The sequence below is a fragment of the Bifidobacterium intestinale genome (assembly GCF_023656765.1).
Lineage (GTDB): Bacteria > Actinomycetota > Actinomycetes > Actinomycetales > Bifidobacteriaceae > Bifidobacterium > Bifidobacterium hominis.
Map to the genome: position 1 here is coordinate 1 of NZ_JAMOKR010000007.1, position 18,281 is coordinate 18,281.

The 18,281-nt window shown below is 56.2% G+C and carries 15 protein-coding genes and 1 pseudogene; 13 read left to right on the forward strand and 3 right to left on the reverse strand.

The genetic code is table 11. From position 1 onward, the window contains the following. Positions 1 to 346: 346 nt before the first annotated feature. Positions 347 to 910 (forward strand): alkyl hydroperoxide reductase subunit C, encoded by a 564-nt coding sequence (ahpC, locus tag NBH13_RS08435; RefSeq protein ID WP_039776050.1) that lies wholly within the window; start codon positions 347 to 349, stop codon positions 908 to 910. A 102-nt stretch (positions 911 to 1,012) separates the two neighbouring features. Next, entirely contained in the window at positions 1,013 to 2,779 is a 1,767-nt protein-coding gene (locus NBH13_RS08440; protein WP_284703051.1) for an FAD-dependent oxidoreductase, read from the forward strand. A gap of 148 nt (positions 2,780 to 2,927) precedes the next feature. Here NBH13_RS08440 and NBH13_RS08695 read toward each other — a convergent pair whose 3' ends face one another. After that, a complete protein-coding gene (locus tag NBH13_RS08695; RefSeq protein ID WP_004223384.1) occupies positions 2,928 to 3,050 on the reverse strand; it encodes a hypothetical protein in 123 nt (40 codons plus the stop codon). A 274-nt stretch (positions 3,051 to 3,324) separates the two neighbouring features. Between NBH13_RS08695 and NBH13_RS08445 the strand changes: the two genes are divergently transcribed. The 4 genes and pseudogenes from NBH13_RS08445 to NBH13_RS08455 all read left to right on the forward strand — a co-directional run bounded on the left by NBH13_RS08445 (position 3,325) and on the right by NBH13_RS08455 (position 4,615). Further along, a complete protein-coding gene (locus NBH13_RS08445; protein WP_236824334.1) occupies positions 3,325 to 3,645 on the forward strand; it encodes a carbohydrate ABC transporter permease in 321 nt (106 codons plus the stop codon). Between the two features lie 255 nt (positions 3,646 to 3,900). Further along, positions 3,901 to 4,011: pseudogene (locus NBH13_RS08450) on the forward strand (dihydrodipicolinate synthase family protein); the annotation flags it as partial. Positions 4,012 to 4,028: 17 nt separating this feature from the next. Beyond that, a complete protein-coding gene (locus tag NBH13_RS08795) occupies positions 4,029 to 4,268 on the forward strand; it encodes a glycosyl hydrolase family 95 catalytic domain-containing protein (RefSeq protein WP_444128536.1) in 240 nt (79 codons plus the stop codon). A 68-nt stretch (positions 4,269 to 4,336) separates the two neighbouring features. Next, complete coding sequence (locus tag NBH13_RS08455) at positions 4,337 to 4,615, forward strand: type 1 periplasmic-binding domain-containing protein (protein WP_250779563.1); 279 nt, start codon at positions 4,337 to 4,339, stop codon at positions 4,613 to 4,615. 248 nt (positions 4,616 to 4,863) lie between these two features. On the opposite strand, the gene lacZ is transcribed toward NBH13_RS08455, so the two are convergent. Beyond that, entirely contained in the window at positions 4,864 to 7,935 is a 3,072-nt protein-coding gene (gene lacZ / locus NBH13_RS08460) for a beta-galactosidase, LacZ type (protein WP_250779564.1), read from the reverse strand. 311 nt (positions 7,936 to 8,246) lie between these two features. Here lacZ and NBH13_RS08465 point away from each other — a divergent pair, with 311 nt between their 5' ends. The 4 genes from NBH13_RS08465 (at position 8,247) to NBH13_RS08480 (ending at position 13,289) form a co-directional block, all read left to right on the forward strand. Beyond that, a complete protein-coding gene (locus NBH13_RS08465; RefSeq protein WP_250779565.1) occupies positions 8,247 to 9,767 on the forward strand; it encodes a glycoside-pentoside-hexuronide (GPH):cation symporter in 1,521 nt (506 codons plus the stop codon). A 286-nt stretch (positions 9,768 to 10,053) separates the two neighbouring features. After that, the gene (locus NBH13_RS08470; RefSeq protein ID WP_250779566.1) at positions 10,054 to 11,421 is read left to right on the forward strand and encodes an ABC transporter permease; all 1,368 of its coding nucleotides are present in this window, start codon (positions 10,054 to 10,056) and stop codon (positions 11,419 to 11,421) included. Continuing rightward, positions 11,418 to 12,641, forward strand: a complete 1,224-nt coding sequence (locus NBH13_RS08475; RefSeq protein ID WP_250779567.1) for an ABC transporter permease — start codon at positions 11,418 to 11,420, stop codon at positions 12,639 to 12,641. Before NBH13_RS08470 ends, NBH13_RS08475 begins: the two co-directional genes overlap by 4 nt. 12 nt (positions 12,642 to 12,653) lie before the next feature. Continuing rightward, entirely contained in the window at positions 12,654 to 13,289 is a 636-nt protein-coding gene (locus NBH13_RS08480) for an ABC transporter ATP-binding protein (RefSeq protein ID WP_250779568.1), read from the forward strand. Between the two features lie 306 nt (positions 13,290 to 13,595). On the opposite strand, the gene NBH13_RS08485 is transcribed toward NBH13_RS08480, so the two are convergent. Next, complete coding sequence (locus tag NBH13_RS08485; protein ID WP_080723487.1) at positions 13,596 to 14,033, reverse strand: GNAT family N-acetyltransferase; 438 nt, start codon at positions 14,031 to 14,033, stop codon at positions 13,596 to 13,598. 212 nt (positions 14,034 to 14,245) lie between these two features. On the opposite strand from NBH13_RS08485, the gene NBH13_RS08490 reads away from it, so the two are divergent. From NBH13_RS08490 to NBH13_RS08500, 3 genes are all read left to right on the forward strand, one after another. Beyond that, complete coding sequence (locus tag NBH13_RS08490; protein WP_250779569.1) at positions 14,246 to 14,947, forward strand: phosphatase PAP2 family protein; 702 nt, start codon at positions 14,246 to 14,248, stop codon at positions 14,945 to 14,947. 266 nt (positions 14,948 to 15,213) lie between these two features. Then, the gene (gene gluB / locus NBH13_RS08495) at positions 15,214 to 17,643 is read left to right on the forward strand and encodes a beta-glucosidase GluB (protein WP_250779570.1); all 2,430 of its coding nucleotides are present in this window, start codon (positions 15,214 to 15,216) and stop codon (positions 17,641 to 17,643) included. After that, positions 17,636 to 18,193: a GtrA family protein gene (locus NBH13_RS08500; protein ID WP_250779571.1), complete on the forward strand. Its 558-nt coding sequence runs from the start codon at positions 17,636 to 17,638 to the stop codon at positions 18,191 to 18,193. Before gluB ends, NBH13_RS08500 begins: the two co-directional genes overlap by 8 nt. Positions 18,194 to 18,281: the final 88 nt, after the last annotated feature.

Genomic DNA, 18,281 nt, shown 5'->3' on the forward strand with positions numbered 1-18,281 from the left:
AAGCTAAGGCCTGGCTGCGGCGATGGTACTGCACTCGAGAGGGTGTGGGAGAGTAGCGCGCCGCCGCATTCTACTTGAGGGGGTTCCCGTCGAGCGTCACGCTCCGGGAACCCCCATTTTTTTTTATCCGCTCGCGTCCCCTTTTCATCCGTCTCCCGGTCCTTGCTCCCCGTGGCATGCAGGAGTTTTTATTTTGCGGCACCTTTGTATCGCATGGTCTGTCGGCGTGACTGTTATTAATGATGTGATGAGTCTCACGCGTTATACCCGCGCGGGTTCCAGAGAATCACGTTACGATAGAAAACGGCAGAAGCCAGATGATTGACAATCAGCGAAAGGACCGATGATGACTCTTCTGCAGCATGAACTGACCGATTTTAAGGTGAACGCGTTCCAGAACGACGAGTTCCATGAGGTGACCAAGGCTGATGTGCTCGGCCACTGGTCCCTGTTTTTCTTCTACCCGGCTGATTTCACTTTCGTGTGCCCCACTGAGCTTGAGGATCTGGCTCGCAACTACGCCAAGTTCAAGGAAATCGGATGCGAAATCTACTCCGTCTCCTGCGATACCCATTTCGTGCACAAGGCATGGCATGATGCCAATGAAAAGATCGCCAAGATTCAATATCCAATGCTTGCTGACCCGACCGCTCTATTGGCCAAAGATCTTGATACCTACAACGAGGTCGATGGCATGGCTGAACGCGGTGATTTCATCGTGAGCCCCGAAGGCAAGGTCGTGGCCTATGAAGTCATCTCCTCCAACGTTGGACGCAATGCCGAAGAACTACTACGCCGTGTGCAAGCCTCTCAGTTCGTCCACGAACATGGCGATCAGGTCTGCCCTGCCAACTGGACTCCGGGCGAGGACACCATCGAACCTAGCCTCGATCTTGTTGGCCAACTGTGATCGTTATTTGACGGACGGATTGTCAATCTAATCCGACGGGTTGTCCGGAGAACCTCCGGGCAACCCCTTGAACAGACAGATTAAGGCGCGAAGGGATTCATTATGTCTCGAAATGATTTGTACGATGTCATAGTTGTCGGCGGCGGTCCCGCTGGTCTGACGGCGGGATTGTATCTGGCCCGTGCCCGATATCGCGTGCTGATTCTCGAGAAAGACGATTTCGGCGGACAGATCACCATCACCAATGAGGTGGTCAACTATCCGGGTGTCGGCCGCACCACTGGCCGTGAGCTTACCCAGACCATGCGTCAACAGGCGCAGGACTTCGGCGCTGAATTCCTTTCCGCCGAAGCCATCGGCCTCGACGTGCATGGCGACGTCAAAACCGTGCATACTTCACGCGGCGACTTAAAGGCTTTCGGTATTCTCATCGCCACCGGCGCCAGCCCACGCAAACTAGGGTTTGAAGGGGAATCCGAATACGCTGGCCGCGGTGTGGCCTACTGTGCTACCTGCGATGGCGAATTCTTCACCGGCAAGGAAGTACTGGTGGTCGGAGGAGGGTTCGCAGCAGCCGAGGAATCCGTGTTCCTGACCACATACGCCTCCAAAGTCACCGTTCTCGTGCGGGAACAGGATTTTACTTGCGACGCCACGGTGGCCGCCGCAGCCAAAAACAATCCAAAAATCGACGTGCGTTACCAAGTCGAGCTGCAAGGCGTCACTGCCGGTCAAGGCGGTTTGCGTGAAGCTACGATCCTGAACCGGGCCACCGGCCAGACCGAAACGTGGAAACCTGCTGACGGTGGCACGTTCGGCGTGTTCGTGTTCGCAGGATATGTGCCCGCCACGAATCTGGTGCGCGGTGTGGTGGAACTGGACGATTATGGTTACGTGGTCACGCACGGCTATCTCGAAACATCGGTGCCCGGCGTGTATGCGGCCGGTGATCTGCGGGCCAAAAACCTGCGGCAAGTTGTTACTGCCACCGCCGATGGTGCTATTGCCGCGGTGGAGTTGGAACGGTATGCCAAGCGGATGAGCGAGAAAACCGGTTTGATACCACAGCGCCCGACCTCTTGCGTCTACGAGCAGTCCACGGCGAAGACAGATGCCGCCTCGTTGGCTGACACCACGCCCGCACCGGCACCCGTCAAACGCAGCACCGATGCCGCTGCCGCAGCAAACGCCGTCAGGAAGCCCGGCGAATTGTTCTCCGACACCACCAAACAGCAGCTCAACGTGGTCTTTAACCGTATGTCTCGCCCGGTCACGCTTGCTTTGGAACTGGATGATACGCCGCTGTCCACGGAACTGCGGGGATTCATTGATGCGATGGTCGCGTTATCCGATGGCAAGCTGAAATCGGTAGTGGTCGATGGTGAGTACGAGAAGGATGATGCGGGGCGTGCGGTATTCGACGTGGAACACGTGTTGCCGGCAGCACGTCCATGCGTGCGCATGGTGGTGGATGGCAAGCCGACCGGCCTCGCCTTCCATGGCGTGCCCTCCGGCCATGAATTCAATTCGTTCGTGCTGGGCCTGTACAACGCGGCCGGTCCCGGTCAGCCGTTGGGCGATGATCTGATCGAACGGGCAAAGTCCATTGCAAGCCCGCTGAATATCATGATTCTCGTCTCGCTCACCTGCACGATGTGCCCGGAGACCGTGCTTGCTTCCCAGCGCATCGCCTCGCTGAACCCGGCCGTGCGCGCCGAGGCCTACGATGTTGCGCACTTCCCCGAGCTTAGGGACCATTATGGTGCGATGAGCGTGCCTTGCATCGTCATCACACGGGCCGACGGCACGCAGCGGGTCGAGTTCGGCAAGAAGAGCATTCCGCAGATGCTCGAATTGGTCGGCGCGTAACCGCGATTTGTTTCGACTGGCCGCCGGACGGTCTTGTAATGCGGGCGGGGAGGTCTCTGCCCGTTACAGGAGCATATATGAGAACGCCTCGGCTGCTGAACCGGTTCATCACAGCAGCCGAGGCGTTTGATAAAGACTTTTAGGAATCTTACTTGCTGAAAACCTTCTTGAACAAGGTAGAGGAGGCTTTGGCGAAGGCGAACTGGCTGAGGCCGGCATCCATGGAAACGGTGTTGGCGCTGGCGATCTGGTCGAAGGTATTGTTCTGCATTTTTCTTCCTTTCACCCGGCTCGTCGTTTCGTTTGTTGGTTCATGCTTCGTGCGGAGCCGTTTTTCTGTTGTGGCTTCATTGTAGGCATACCTCTGATGTGAAATCTCGTCAGTTTCATCGCTTCTTTTGTATCTTCATCTGGTAAACAGAAATAAATGATTGTGACGGAGACAGGCGGAGACATGCTGCATATGCAGGGGTGCTTCGTGGAAAGGATGGCAACGATGTTGTTGGCAGGCTCATTCAGACGGGTTAAGAAGAAAGAGAAAAACTATGATAAATGCAACGGCGAAGCCGGATACTTCCGGGATACGCAAGCCGAAGCGCGAGTACATAGGCATGTTGTATTGTCTTCCATACGTGTTGGTCTTCCTGTTCGGCATGATCATCCCGATGTTCTACGCGCTTTATCTCAGCTTCTTCAAGCAGTCCCTTCTCGGCGGTACCACATTCGCGGGCTTCGACAACTTCACCCGAGCATTCAAGGATGAGGCTTTGTGGGGCGGCTTTAAGAATGTGCTGATTTACGCGGCGATTCAGATTCCGATAAATCTGATTCTGTCCCTTGTAGCGGCGCTCATCTTGGACTCCTAGAGAATCCGCCATATCGCAGTGCCGCGAATTTTGCTGTTCCTGCCTTATGCCGTCCCAGGCGTCGTTGCAGCGCTGATGTGGGGATACATTTACGGCGATAAGTATGGTCTAGTTGGCCAAATTTTTCATATGATGGGTGTGCAAGCCCCCAACATGCTGTCGGAACAACTCATGCTGTTCGCTATCGCAAACATCTGCACTTGGTGCTTCCTTGGCTACAACATGCTGATCTATTATTCTGCACTGATCGGCATCCCGAACGACCTGTCTGAGCTGGTGGCGGATCTCGCAGCGGAGAACCAGAACATCATTGGCATCAAGGACACTGTCGACACCATCAGCCACACCAGGAAGGTCATTGCTGCCCGTTCGGCCAGGCATGGATGTGCCGGAACCTGTTCGACGAGTATCTGTTCAACCAGGATGCATCGTACCTGTCCCACATTTGGCCGATCATGCGGGACACCGCGCGATTCTGCATGGATTTCCTATCGGAGACGGAACATGGACTGGCCCCGTCCCCTGCAACATCACCGGAGAACTGTTTCTTGGTGAATGGAGAACCGGTATCCGTTGCGCTGTTCGAAGCCCACAGAGATTACACTGAACGTTCTGGGGACTGATATGGGACGTGTCGTACTGTCTCCAGATAAGCCATTCAAGGGATCCATCCGGCGTTAACGTTGAGAATATGCCGCGATACCAGCGTGTCACCATTCCTCAGGACATCGCCTTGTTGGACAATGCTGTTCCGGACGAGGGCTTGCAAGACATGCACTTCAACGAGCTTAAGACATCCCTCTACCGGCATGCGGAAGATGAGCGCATGCATGTAACTGAGTATCGTGATGTGAACGATCTCATCAAGAATAAGGGCAAGTATGCTGGTTGTATTTCAATCGGTCCGGCACCGTTTGAGAAGAATGTGCTCCTACGATTGCATGAGGCTTTCCGCAAAACTGGTGGTTAGGGACAGTTTCGTGCCATCTTTATGAAAACCATATGAAAGAGGCCTGATGTCCAACCCTTGGGGCTTGGGCATCAGGCCTCTTTCCTGATATGAGCAGAGGATGCGGCATGCGGAAAACATGAATCCATGCCGCATCTTCTGCGTTATGAAGCATCGTCACCGGTTAATCCAAGGTGAAGGAACCTTGCAAGACAATGCCGTCCCTCCTCCACAGGAAGGAGTAGAGGAGGGACGGCATTGTCTGATCGTCAGATCAGTTCGAGATTGACATCGAGGCTGATTGGCTGATCGGCGGGGATGTGATACTGGGAGTGGACCGGAGACATCCAGGAATCGTCGCCTCCGACACCCATCTGCGCGGCGAGCACACGGAGGAACATGTGCTTTGGAGCCGGCAACTCGTCTTGGTGCTGGGCTTCTTCGATCATGAAGCTGGAATACGGCTGCAGGCTCACAGCGAACGGTGCGGCACCATTCGCGCGGCTGACTCGCAGACCATGTCCATTTTCATCGGTGATCTCCGCCCAACGGACCTCCTCGTGGTTGCCCGTCTCCTGCGGCATGAGATACGGAGCATGATCCTTGAACGCATCGGTGCTCCACACGCCCAGCTTGGCGTGCTTGCGATCCTGGTACGTTTCCTCGGGACCAGCGCCGAAGAACCTCAGGTTCGAATACTGGACCGGCAGAGTCCATTCGATACCAAACGCAGGAATGGTGGGTAGCTCGCCGGACTCGCCCGGATATTCCACATGCAGGTTCAGACGGCCAGTGGTATCGGCGGTGTATCCGACGGTGACCTTGGTGCACTGCGGCGTGGCAAGCTCATACGTGTATACGGCCTTGAGCGTGTCTTCATCGACCTGTTCGATGACATTGTCCACGCAACGGGCGTAACGGCCGGCCACCATCCACTGGGCTCGCTCGAATCCATGGCCGGCGCCACGATCGTTGTCCGTCAGCGCGCGGAATGTGGTGATCGCCGGGCGACGCAGCACGAATTCGTGACCGTCGAACGTGTAGGAAACCAAACCGCCCTGGGTGCGAGAAAGAAGAATCTCTCGTCCGGAACCCTGAACACCCGCGTTCCAACGGCCAACAGTGACGATGCCATCCGCAGGCAGAGCCGCGTCTTCGGCTGCCTTCGTTCCGGCTACAATAGTCTGGCCGAAGGCGAGTTCGTACCCGGCAGGAGCCCAATCGGTCGCCTCAGCGAGGCGCTGGGACACTTCAAGCACCAGCTCATCGGCATTGGCGCGGTAGAGATCCACCGGCCATTCGACATCGAACGTGCATGCTGAATCGGCGGGTACGTCGAAGCGACGCTCGGACTGCCATACCGGCTCTCCGTCAGCGAGGATGCGCAGCACGAACTGGTATCCGCCGGTCGAGATGAACAGATTGTCGTTCTTGATGGACACCGAACGATCGGTCACGTCGATATGGACGTTGGAATACAGCTGCTTGACTTCCTGGGCCTTCGGCGCGGGAGTGCGGTCGGCGAAGACCAGTCCGTTGCCGGAGAACTCGTAATCGCTCGGACGGTCGCCGAAGTCTCCGCCATAGCACAGACGGGTGGAACCGTCCGGCTGGGTGGCATAGATCGCCTGATCAATGAAGTCCCAGATGAAGCCGCCCTGATAGTGCGGGTAGCGCTCCAGTGCCGTGTATTCGTCCAGATTGCCGACCGAGTTGCCCATTGCGTGCATGTACTCGCAGGAGATGTACGGCTTCTGCGGATCGTTCTTGAGATATTCCTCAACCACATCGGCATGCTCGTACATGCGGGTTTCGATGTCGGTCACATCGTCGTAGTCGCGGTTCTTCGTCACACCCTCGTAGTGCACGGGGCGGTTCGGATCGATGTCGTGCACATGCTTGTACATGGCGCGGAACACATCGCCGGTGTAGGACTCGTTGCCGAGAGACCAAATGACCACGCTCGGGTGATTGTAGTCGCGGCGCATCATGCTGTTGACACGATCGACGCAGGCACCTTCCCAATGTGCCTTGCTTCCTGGAACCGCGGTTTCGGCGGTGACCACGTCGCCGGGCAGGCACCAGCTGCCATGGGTTTCGAGATTGGTCTCATCGATCAGGTAGATGCCGTACTCATCGCACAGATCGTACCAACGCTCCTGGTTCGGATAGTGCGAGGTGCGGATGGCGTTGATGTTGTGGCGCTTGCAAAAAATCACATCATCGATCATGTCCTGCTCGGTGATGGAACGGCCGCGCTTGGCGTCGAACTCGTGACGGTCCGCGCCCTTGAACACGATGCGCTTGCCGTTAAGGGTCATGATGCCGTTTTCGATGCGGAAACGACGGAAGCCGACCTTTTGAACGGCGGTTTCAACAATGTTGCCGGCCTGGTCGATGATGTTGACTTCAAGTTCGTACAGGGATGGGTTTTCGGCGCTCCACGGCTCGAGGCCCTGCAAGGAACCGCTTGCGATCGTGGTATTGGCGTCGGCGTTGGTCGAGGTCTCCCATATCACGTTGCCTTCGGAATCCTTCAACGTGGCCGAGATGGTAGCAGCATCGGAGGCGTTGCGCACGGACAACGCGGCGTCAAGAGAGGCGGTGCCGGACTCGGCGTCCCAATCGGCTTCGAGTTGCATGTTCTCGACATGGACGTGGGGCTGCGCCGTCAGTTCGACGGAGCGGAACAGACCGTGCAGACGCCAGAAGTCCTGGTCTTCAAGCCAGGATGCGCTGGAATACTCGTAGCAGGCGACCGCTACGACGTTCTCTCCGTCATGCAGCAGGTCGGTGATATCAAACTCGTTGGGAGTGAATCCGTCCTCGCCGTAACCTGCGAACAGGCCGTTGACCCATACGTAGATTGCGGTTGCCATTCCATGGAAGACGATGGAGACGCTTCCTCCGGACTCCTTGGTGTCCGCAAGACGCTTGGACACAACGAACTTCTTGCGGTAGAGCGCCACGTGATTGTTTTCCGGAACATTCGGCTCCAGCGGATTCTCGTGGCCGTCCCACGGATACTGGATATTCACGTACTTGTTCTTCAGCAGGCCTGCCATCTGCAGATGGCCCGGAACCTGGGCGCGGCAGAAAGAGGAATCATCGAAGTTCTCAGCAACGAATGGCTCTTCGTTGAAGTCGATGTCGGAAGCCTGTACGATTTCGACGCGCCATTCTCCGTCAAGGCTTTGCGTGAGATCGGAGTGCTCGCCACTCTGCGGATCATGCGTGAAGCACTTGTGGTTGGAGTGCGCCGGCGTGCGGTTGACTTCGAACACAGTCGCGTCGGTCAGCCACGTTTCGGATGCGTGCTCAACACGATTGCTGTTTGCCATGTTTCCTGCTTTCTTTCATTACTTCGTTGTGAATGATGTGGAAGCTAAACTTCCTTTACTGGTAATGATAAATGTTTTTTACTGAAAAAGCAAATCGTATTTACCGTCACGGTTCCCTCTGTTTTTCAAGCATTCCCATAAACATGTTTAAGTCGATGACGGACAGGCTTTTGCATTATGGGAACCATTGCAACACGCCGGCAAAAACCTTGATTACTAATGTTTTTTACTTCCGTTTATAAAACGGCGTATAGTGGCATTACAAGATCAATGGGTGATCTCAGCTCTAACTATCTTAGAGGAGAAGAAAAATGAGCAACGCAACAGCCGCGGACGGTGGAGTCCGCAAGGGGAAGCTTGGCCAGCGCATCGCCTACGCATGCGGTAACTTGGGTCAGTCTGCCTTCTACAACGCAATGAGCACGTACTTTGTTGTGTACGTGACCAGCTGCCTGTTCTCCGGCGTCGACAAGGCGTTGGCGACCAAGCTTATCGGCGTCATCACCAGCCTCGTGGTGATTATCCGTATCGCAGAAATCTTCATCGACCCGTTGTTGGGCAACATCGTCGACAACACCACCACCAAATGGGGACGCTTCCGTCCTTGGCAGTTCATCGGCGGTGCCGTTTCGGCCGTGCTGCTCGCCATCGTCTTCAGCGGCATGTTCGGTCTGGTGAACGTCAACACCACGCTGTTCATCGTGCTGTTCGTCATCACCTTCGTCGTGCTCGACGTGTTCTACTCCCTGCGAGATATCTCCTACTGGGGCATGATTCCGGCACTGTCCTCCGACTCCCATGAGCGTTCCACCTACACCTCTCTGGGATCCTTCACCGGTTCCATCGGCTACAACGGCATCACTATCGTCGTCATCCCGATTGTCACCTACTTCAGCTACATGTTCACCGGCAAGAATGCCGAAAGCCAGAGCGGCTGGACCGCATTCGGCATCATCGTTATGCTGCTCGGCATCCTCACTGCTTGGACCGTTGCCTTCGGCACTAAGGAAAGCACCAGCGCCCTGCGTTCCAAGGCCCAGAAGAACGGCAACCCGCTCGAGGCGTTCAAGGCACTGTTCCAGAACGACCAGCTGCTGTGGGTCGCCCTGTCCTACCTGCTGTACGCCATCGCCAACGTGGCCACCACTGGCGTGCTCCTCTTCCTGTTCAAGTTCGTGCTCGACAACTCGGCCGCCTACTCCGCGACCGGCGTCATCGCACTGGTGGCCGGTCTCATCATGGCTCCGCTGTACCCGATTCTGAACAAGCACATCCCACGCCGCTACCTGTACATCAGCGGCATGATCTCCATGATTGTCGCTTACGTTCTGCTGGGTCTTTTCTCCACCAACATCGTCGTGGTGTTCATCGCACTGGTGCTCTTCTACGTGCCGGCCACGCTCATCCAGATGACCGCCATCCTCTCCCTGACCGACTCCATTGAATACGGCCAGCTGAAGAACGGTAAGCGTAACGAGGCTGTCACCCTGTCCGTCCGCCCGATGCTCGACAAGATCGGTGGCGCCCTGTCGAACGGCATCACTGGCTTCATCGCCGTCGCGGCAGGTATGACCGGCAGCGCCACTGCAGCCGATATGACCCCTGCGAACATCCACATCTTCGAAGTTTGCGCCTTCTGGACGCCGCTCGTTTTGATTGTGCTCAGCCTGCTGGTGTTCGTCTTCAAGGTGAAGATTAACGAGAAGATGCACGCCGAAATCGTCGAGCAGCTCGAAGCCAAGCTCGCGGCTGGTGAGGTCTCCGACGAGGAAGCCAAGACGGTCGAGACGGTTGAAGCCGTCAACGAAAAGGCTAAGACTCTGACTGAATAAATAACCAGTACTTGCCACTCCTTCCTTTCTCTCTGATGGAGGCCCCAATTTCGGTTGGGGCCTCCATTGGTATATGCGCTGTTTATAACCGCTCAAAGTTTGTCAAATGAACAAAACGACAGATACCCCGGAGCATAATGCAACCAATGTTGTTTCGCTTTTTTGCTCAAGGCATATCTTGCCATGTTCTGAGGTGAACCATGTATTTTCGTGAATGGCCAATCGAAGAATCGAATTAGATTTCATTGTTTCGGATGAGAAGGTCCCAGCTTTACAGGGGGTATTAATGACATTCATCTCACGGGCGGCGCGCTATGTGTCCAGAAAACGAGTGCGCACCGCGGTGCTGTTCATTGTGCTGACCATCATAACGGCGAGTATGCTGTCCGCGACCGCAGTTTCTCAGGCAGCTCAACATGAGGCTGGACAGATTGAGAAACAGGCGGTCGGCGGATTCGTGCTGGCTAGTAACCTGCAAGGCAGCATGCTGACACCTCGCGGAGGCGGAATGGTCCGTCCCGCTGATGTGCAACGAATCTCGAAGCTGTCCGGGGTTGACTCGTACATGGTCAGGCAGAACGCCACCGCCGATCTCGTGGGAGCCAGCGTGGTGAAGGTCCCCGGCGGCGATGATTACGATGCGGAGAAAGAACAGCAGTTCGGCAATACGGCCAACGTCATAGGCACAAACGATTCGTCAAAACTCAATGTGTTCACGTCGCACACGCTCGGCATGGTCGAAGGACGTCATCTCAAGGCATCCGATAAGCATATGTCGATGGTCCATGAGGATCTCGCCAAAACCAATGGGCTTAAAGTCGGCGATACCCTCACGCTCAAGGCCAATCCATATGATGCCGACAATGAGTCGCATTCGACGGCAACTGTCAAAACCACCATCGTTGGAATATTCAAAGGGGACAGCGACAGAAAGGTATCCAGCCGCGCGGAACTCACCTCCAATACTGTGTACACCGATTTGGACACTACAAGTACTCTGTACCAGTACAAGGCTGGCAAGGAAATATATCAGGATGCCACTTTCGTTCTGGACAAGGGCGTCGACGTGGAGAAAACCATGGAAGAGGTGAAGAAGCTTCCAGTGGATTGGAACAACTACCAGATCACGCGCAATGACCAATATACGTCGAGCATGCTGAATGCCGCCCGAGGTGTGCGTTCCATGATGCGCAGCGCTTTGATCGGCGTGACCATTTCTGCTGTGATAGTTCTCAGTCTCATGCTCTTACTGTGGATGAACGATCGACGTCAGGAGATGGGCGTATTGGTGTCCCTCGGCATCGGCAAGCCATCCCTGATCGCCCAATATCTAACCGAGATGATTCTGATTGGTCTGCCGTCCCTGGTCTTCGGATGGTTGTGCGCACGAGGAGTGGCCCAATGGCTTGGCACCTCGGCCCTCCGTTCCGTGAACGCCTCCGCGGCGAAGGAGCTGAGCAGCATGGGGCAAGTCGGCGGCGATCTCGAGTCCAATATGTCGGTTCGCACCTTGGATTCGCTCACGGTATCAATCGATACGAACGCCGTACTGTATGTATCGCTCGGCCTGCTGGCGGTGATGCTGGTATGCGTTGCCATATCGTGCATACCGATGCTGCGCAAGTCGCCACGAAGCCTGTCGGAGCTCCGATGATGGGCATGAACGTGTGGAAGCGTGCCACGCTGGCAATCGTACGTAAACCGGTACGCAGCGGAATCATCGGACTGTTGATGCTGATGGTTTTCACCAGTCTTGTGGCTCAGGTCGGAGTGTCAACGGCGCTTCAGGAAATGTCCGACGATATCGGCAGAAGCATGGGAATAGGTTTTACCGTCGACACAGGCGAGAATCCTGCAAGTCTAAAGGAAGCGAGCCGGTTCTCGCGCATCCCCGGCGTAAGAAAAACCGTTTACGAACGTAAGATCCTGGCAGGGGTGGATGGCGCGCATCCGGTTGTCCCCGAACATGGTCCTCGACTGGATTCCGGTCTATCCACGCAGGTCAGCGTGCTGGGCACTACTGACTCCTCGTTGTCCGAAGAGTTCCAAAGCGGTCTGTACCGGTTGGAACAAGGACGCCACATTTCAGGTAATGGCCGGAACGTACTGATTCACCGGGATTTCGCACGTGAGAATGGACTATCGGTGGGATCAACACTCCAGCTCAGTCAGGAAGACCGCGATTCCACCGTTCGCGTGGCCGGAATCTTCTCTGGCAATGTGCAGGCACAGAGCCCTATGCCATCGGACGCATCGGAGAATCTTATCTATTCGGGCGTTCAAGTGGTTTCCGCGCTGACTGGAGAGGAACGGGTCGGCACGATCCGGTGCCTTTCAGATAATCCGCAGACGCTTTCCGCCGCAATGGCCCAAGCAAAAAAAATCGCTGGAAGCAAGTATGGCGTCACCGATGACTCGGCGCGGCTTTCCGGCGTGCTGCAGTCAGTGGAAACGGTGCGCGATCTGATCCGCATGGTGCTGTTGTCCGTTTGCCTGGCTGATGTGTTGGTACTGGGCATGGCGCTTGTTTTCTGGATCCGCTCACGTATCCATGAAATAGGCACCCTTCTGGCTCTCGGCATCGGCAAGATGCAGATTATCGCCCAGTTCGCAATCGAAACCGGTCTCATGGCTGTGGTCGCCGCCCTGTGCTCGCTGGGCACAGGCTCCCTATTGTCTGGTTACGTGTCCTCGCTCCTGCTGCACGATTCGGGAGTCGCGCCTCTTGAATCATTGCAGGTGGAGGCTCTGCCGCCAGAACAGACGCTGCTCATTCTGCTGCTCGGATGCGCGGTCATCGCAGTCGCGCTTGCCGTGTCGTGTGCCGCAGTGCTGGCCAAATCCCCGAAATCCATTCTTTCCTCTATGCGTTAGGAGATATTAATCATGACTATCTGTCTGCAATTGGACCATGTCAATTACTCATATGGCGCGGCGAAGATTCGCGTTCTTTCGGACGTGAACGCAGATTTCGAATCCGGAAAGATGTATGCGATAACCGGCCCATCGGGAGCGGGGAAGAGCACTTTGTTGTCTCTGTTGGCCGGTCTGGATGCCCCCTCTGATGGAGTGGTTCGTTTTGAGGGCAAGGATATAGCTACGACGGGTTACTCAAAGCACCGTCGCGAGCACGTGTCCTTGGTGTTCCAGGACCATAACCTGATCGACTATCTCACCCCCGAAGAGAATCTTCACCTGGTCAATCCCAAGGCCGATATGAGGATCCTCGAGGATCTGGGGCTGAGCCGTGAGGAATCGAAGCGCAACATCATGCACTTGTCGGGTGGCCAACGCCAGCGGGTGGCGGTCGGCCGCGCCCTAGTGGCGCCCGGCCGTGCGATTCTGGCGGATGAGCCGACTGGCAGCTTGGATCCGGAAATGACTGACGAGGTGATTGATCTTTTGCGGCAGGCCGCTCATCAACTCGGTAAATGTGTCATTGTGGTGACGCATTCCAAGCGTGTCGCCGGTTCCGCCGATGCCGTTTACACTCTCAGACATAAGAAGCTAGCCAAGGCATAGCTCGCTCGCATAGACCGCGTTTTCCGTCGGAACAGCGTGGATTGGGGCGACATGCACGGGTTTGGGTAGATACTTTCGTCGCGGACGCTCGCGTTACTCTGGCATCCGTTCGTTATACCCGCCTGTTTGCGCAAATCCTCGGAGGGATGCGTAGCTCCCTGTGTGTTGCCCCGTTTGCTGAGTGCAAGGGTTGTCATATCGCTTTTGCCTGTTTATACAAGTAAAAACTACTTGTCGTGGGATGCAACTGCGGAACTGGGCTATTGCGCCCAGAGACACAGTGCGAGCGTGTTAGATGACTTGTTATTACAACGGCAGTTCCCGATAAACCAAATCGTCACGGACTGCAAAGCCCTGCCGTTCCCAGAAATCGTTGCCGGCATCGTTGTCTGCGGGCACTCCGACAGCGACTTTCGGCAGACCGATCGTACGAAGCGTTTCAACCACACGGCCCACCAACATCGAGCCAATGCCCCTACCGCGCGCGTCGGGGTCAACCGCCGTGTGGTAGATGCGCGACCGTCTTCCGTCGTGGCCGGCAAGAATCGCGCCAATGATTCTTCCTCCATCGTCCTCGGCTACGAAACAGGTGTCGGGATTGCGTTTGAGAAACGTCTTTATTGCATCCTTGCAATCGTCTATATCCCTCATAGTGAAACCTGTGCATCGCGTCCACAGTCCGTATACCAGCGGATAATCCTCGATTTTCATATGGCGTATGGTCATTGCTATCGGTTCGGTCATATTTCCTTCTTTTTCTTGAACGTTAACTCCGATTCTCGCATCGTTCACGGTATTTTCTGTGCGGGTATGCCATATTTGCGTTGCACGGCCGTTCGTGGCGTGCGTGTCGGGGAAGCCGTGGAAGTACCTTGAAGGACAATCCGTCGTTTTTCGGAGATACACCGGATGTGAACACATGGCAACGGCACGGTGAACTATGCTTAACTGGAATTATGCATATGAAGAACAGAAGGATCGCGAGAGCGGCGGCTGTGGTAATCGCAACCGCCATATTGTGCGGCATTGTGCCTATGATTGGCGTCGCACTGCGCAATTCGGCAATCGCAACAACGCGTGAAACCAATATTTTGCAGACTTTAGCGACGCTGCCAGAAGGGTTGCGCGACTGCTCCGCAGTACTTGCGTACCTATTTTCAACGGTAGGCTGCATCACAATCGTCGCCGCGCTTGCCGCTGTCGATTTGCGTATTACCGGCAGCAGGCGCGTCGTCATCCGCGATGTCGTCGTGTCGGCGGCGCCAATACTGTACGTGACCGGCGTCAAATGGCTGGTCGAACGTCCTCGTCCGGTCACGTCCGTCGGCAGTGGTCTGTTGCCTGGCGATCCAAGTTTTCCGAGTGGCCACACGGCGGCCGCGGTGATCGTATCGGTCATGATGATTCTTACCGTACGTAATTTCGCGCACAAATGCTTCCCCGATGGAGAAGATGACGGGCGTGCAAACCGAAGACGGGTATTCCTCCGCAGGGCGATCATTGGCGCTGTCGCGCTTGTCCTGGCGGTTGCCTGTTCGCGACTACTGCTCGGCTTGCACTATCCGACCGACGTGATTATTTCCGCCACCATCTGCCCACTCATTTCCTACGCCGTGTGGTGTGTATGGAACGCATGCGAAAGCGCGGGGGAGCGGTAAAAACGTATCTGCCATGTGAGTTCCTTTGATTCTGAAATCAGTTTGGGGATATCCGATTGTGCGTGCAAAACGACAGGTTGTGTAATACGGCAGTGGTGATGTGACAAAAGCTGGTTCAATCAAACTAGCGGCGAAAACCTGCGTGCGGCACGGCACGATGCAGCGCGGTGCGGCAGCGGGAAAATCGCAAGAAAAACCACAGTGAAGCCGAGCAAGACAGACCTGACGAAGTGGGTTTGCGACATACTTAGTGCAAGGGAGAGCCAATGGAACTCGAAGAACTTTCGGTCGTTGAAAAGGCCGCAATGCTTTCCGGTGGATCCGAATGGGATTCGCGAGGCAACGCCCGCGCAGACATCCCCAGCTTCGTGATGAGTGACGGCCCCCACGGTGTACGCCGCCAGCTCGGCGAAGGTGACCATCTCGGCATCGGCGCATCCAAGCCGGCCACCTGCTTCCCGACCGCAGGAACCGTAGCTAATTCTTGGGATCCGGCGCTCGCTGAAGAGATGGGCGAGGCCCTCGGCAGCGAAGCACACGATCTTGACGTGAATGTGCTGCTCGGCCCAGGCTTGAACATCAAGCGCAACCCACTGTGCGGACGTAACTTTGAGTACTACTCCGAAGATCCGATTGTCGCCGGACGCATGGCAGCAGGCCTGATTCGCGGCATTCAGAGCAACGGCACCTCCGCATGTCCGAAGCATTTCGCCGTCAACAGCCAGGAATTGCGCCGTCAGGCCAGCAACTCCGTGGTCGACGAACGCACCATGCGCGAACTGTATTTGACCGGTTTCGAAATCGCAGTGCGCGAAGCCAAGCCGCTGACCATTATGACCTCCTACAACGAGATTAACGGCGTCTACGCGCACGAAAACAAGCATTTGCTGCAGGAGATTCTGCGCGACGAATGGGGCTTTGACGGCATGGTCGTCTCCGATTGGGGCGGATCCAACTCCGCGGTCGCAGCAGTCAAGGCCGGCGGTTCTCTGGAAATGCCGTCTCCGGGCTTCACTTCCGTACGTGAGCTGGAAGGTGCGGTCAAGGCTGGAACCTTGTCTGAAGCCGACCTCAACGCTCGTGCCGCAGAAGTCGCAAAGATCGCCGCAGCGACCAAGCTGGTCGGCGTTGGACGCAACGATCTGCTCAAGGACGAAGTCGCAGCGGCCCATCACGAGGTGGCACGCAAGGTGGCGGAAAGCTCCAGCGTGCTGTTGAAGAACGATAACGCAACTTTGCCGTTCAAGGCTGGCACTCGTGTGGCTGTGATCGGCGATATGGCGGCAACCGCACGCTATCAGGGATCCGGCTCCTCCAAAGTGAACGCCACTAAGGAAGAGAACATTCTTGAGGAAGTCAAGAACGTTGAGGGCCTGGTGCTTGCCGGTTACGAGCAGGGCTACGACCGTCAAGGCAAGGCTGATCGCGTGCTCGTGGAAGACGCCGTAGCCCTGGCCGGTAAGGATAATGTGGATGTGGTGCTTGCGGTCGTCGGTCTTGATGAGCGTAGCGAATCCGAAGGTCTTGACCGTTCCACCATGGCGATTCCGCAGGTGCAGAACGATTTGGTCGAGGCGTTGAAGGGTACTGGCAAGCCGATTGTGATCGTGCTTGTTGCCGGTTCTCCGGTGGAACTGCCGTGGATCGATGATGTTGCCGCAGTACTTTACGTGGGCCTGTCCGGTCAGGCCGGCGCTTCCGCAACCGTACGTGCACTGACTGGCGAAGTCAATCCATCCGGCCACTTGGCTGAAACCTGGCCGGTGCGTTACGAGGATTGCCCGAGCTCCGGTTGGTATCCGGCAATCGGTCGCGATGCGATCTACCGCGAAGGACCATTCGTTGGCTACCGTTATTACGAGACCGCCGGTGTGCCGGTGCGCTTCCCGTTCGGCTATGGCCTGAGCTATTCCAAGTTCACCTACAGCGCCGCAACCGCCGGCGAAAAGGGCGTTGACGTGATGGTCAGCAACGATTCCGACGTTGCCGGTTCGACCGTTGTACAGCTGTATGTGCGCGGCCCGCAGGGTGGCGTGCTGCGCCCCGATCGCGAACTCAAGGGCTTCGCCAAGATTTCGCTTGCCGCGCATGAAAGCAAGAGCGTGCACATTGATTTCGATCGTTATACCTTCCGTCACTTCGATGTTGCCAGCAACGAATGGAAGACTGAATCCGGCGAGTGGACGCTGATGGTGGGCGACAATGTCGAGCATCTGCCGGTTTCGATTCCGCTCACTGTTGCCGGCGATATCGATCCCGTTGCCGCAGATGTTGCGCTCGGACATTACCTCAGTGGTCACGTCAAGGAAGTGACCGATGCTGAAATGGCCATTCTGTTCGGTCGTGAGGTTGTGGCTCCGGGAAAGCCGGTGACGTTCGATGTGAACGATCCGATCATGTCTTGGGTGGATTCAAAGGGCTTCGTGGCGCGTACCGTCGCCAAGATGCTCACCAAGCAGGAAGCCAAGATCCGTCAGAAGACCGGTGCTCCGGACCTTAATACCTTGTTCATCCTGAACATGCCTCCGCGAGCCATGAGCAAGATGACCCAAGGCATGGTCGATTCCGCGATGGTCGACGCCATCGTCAAAATCGCCAACGGCCACACCTTCCGCGGATTGGGCGGCGTTATCGCCGGCTTCTTCCGCAACCAATCCGCAAACAGGCGCACTGCAAGGGAGCTGAACAATGACTGATAACAATGCAACGCAGCCGGCCAGGAAGGTCGGTCCGATCCGCCAGTGGATCAAGGATCACCCGAACATCTGGGAATTCATCCTGTTCAACCTGCTGTCGAACATCTCCACCATCACCCGTTTTGTGGTGACGTGGATCGGCACTGCCATCTTCATCAGCGGCATGGGCCTGACTCAGCCGTTCCACTTCCTGATCTTCAACTACGACACCCAGGGAAACGGTCTGGGCGGCTTCCTCACCTTCCTGCTTGCCGAGGTGCTCGCCCAGGTGGTGAATTTCTTCGTGCAGATGAAGTGGGTGTTCAAGTCTGACTCCAGCTTCAAGGACGCCGCTTGGAAGTATGTGATTCTCGCCGTGATCATCGTGGTTGTGAACCTCGTGCTGCCAGGCTATGTGACCGGTCTGTGCCAGGGTTGGGGCATGGGCGCTGGCATCGCCGGCACCATCGCTTCCGTGGTCAACACCCTGCTCGCCGTGATCGTGAGTTACCCGCTGCTCAAGTTCTGGGTTATGCCGAAGAGCAAGGGCTCCAAGAAGGCCACCAAGTAACCCTTCATAGCTGACTTCCTTTTTCCCTTCCTCAACCCGCCCGGTCTTCCCCCTTTTTTCGGGCGGGCTTTCTTATGCCCTTTTGCTG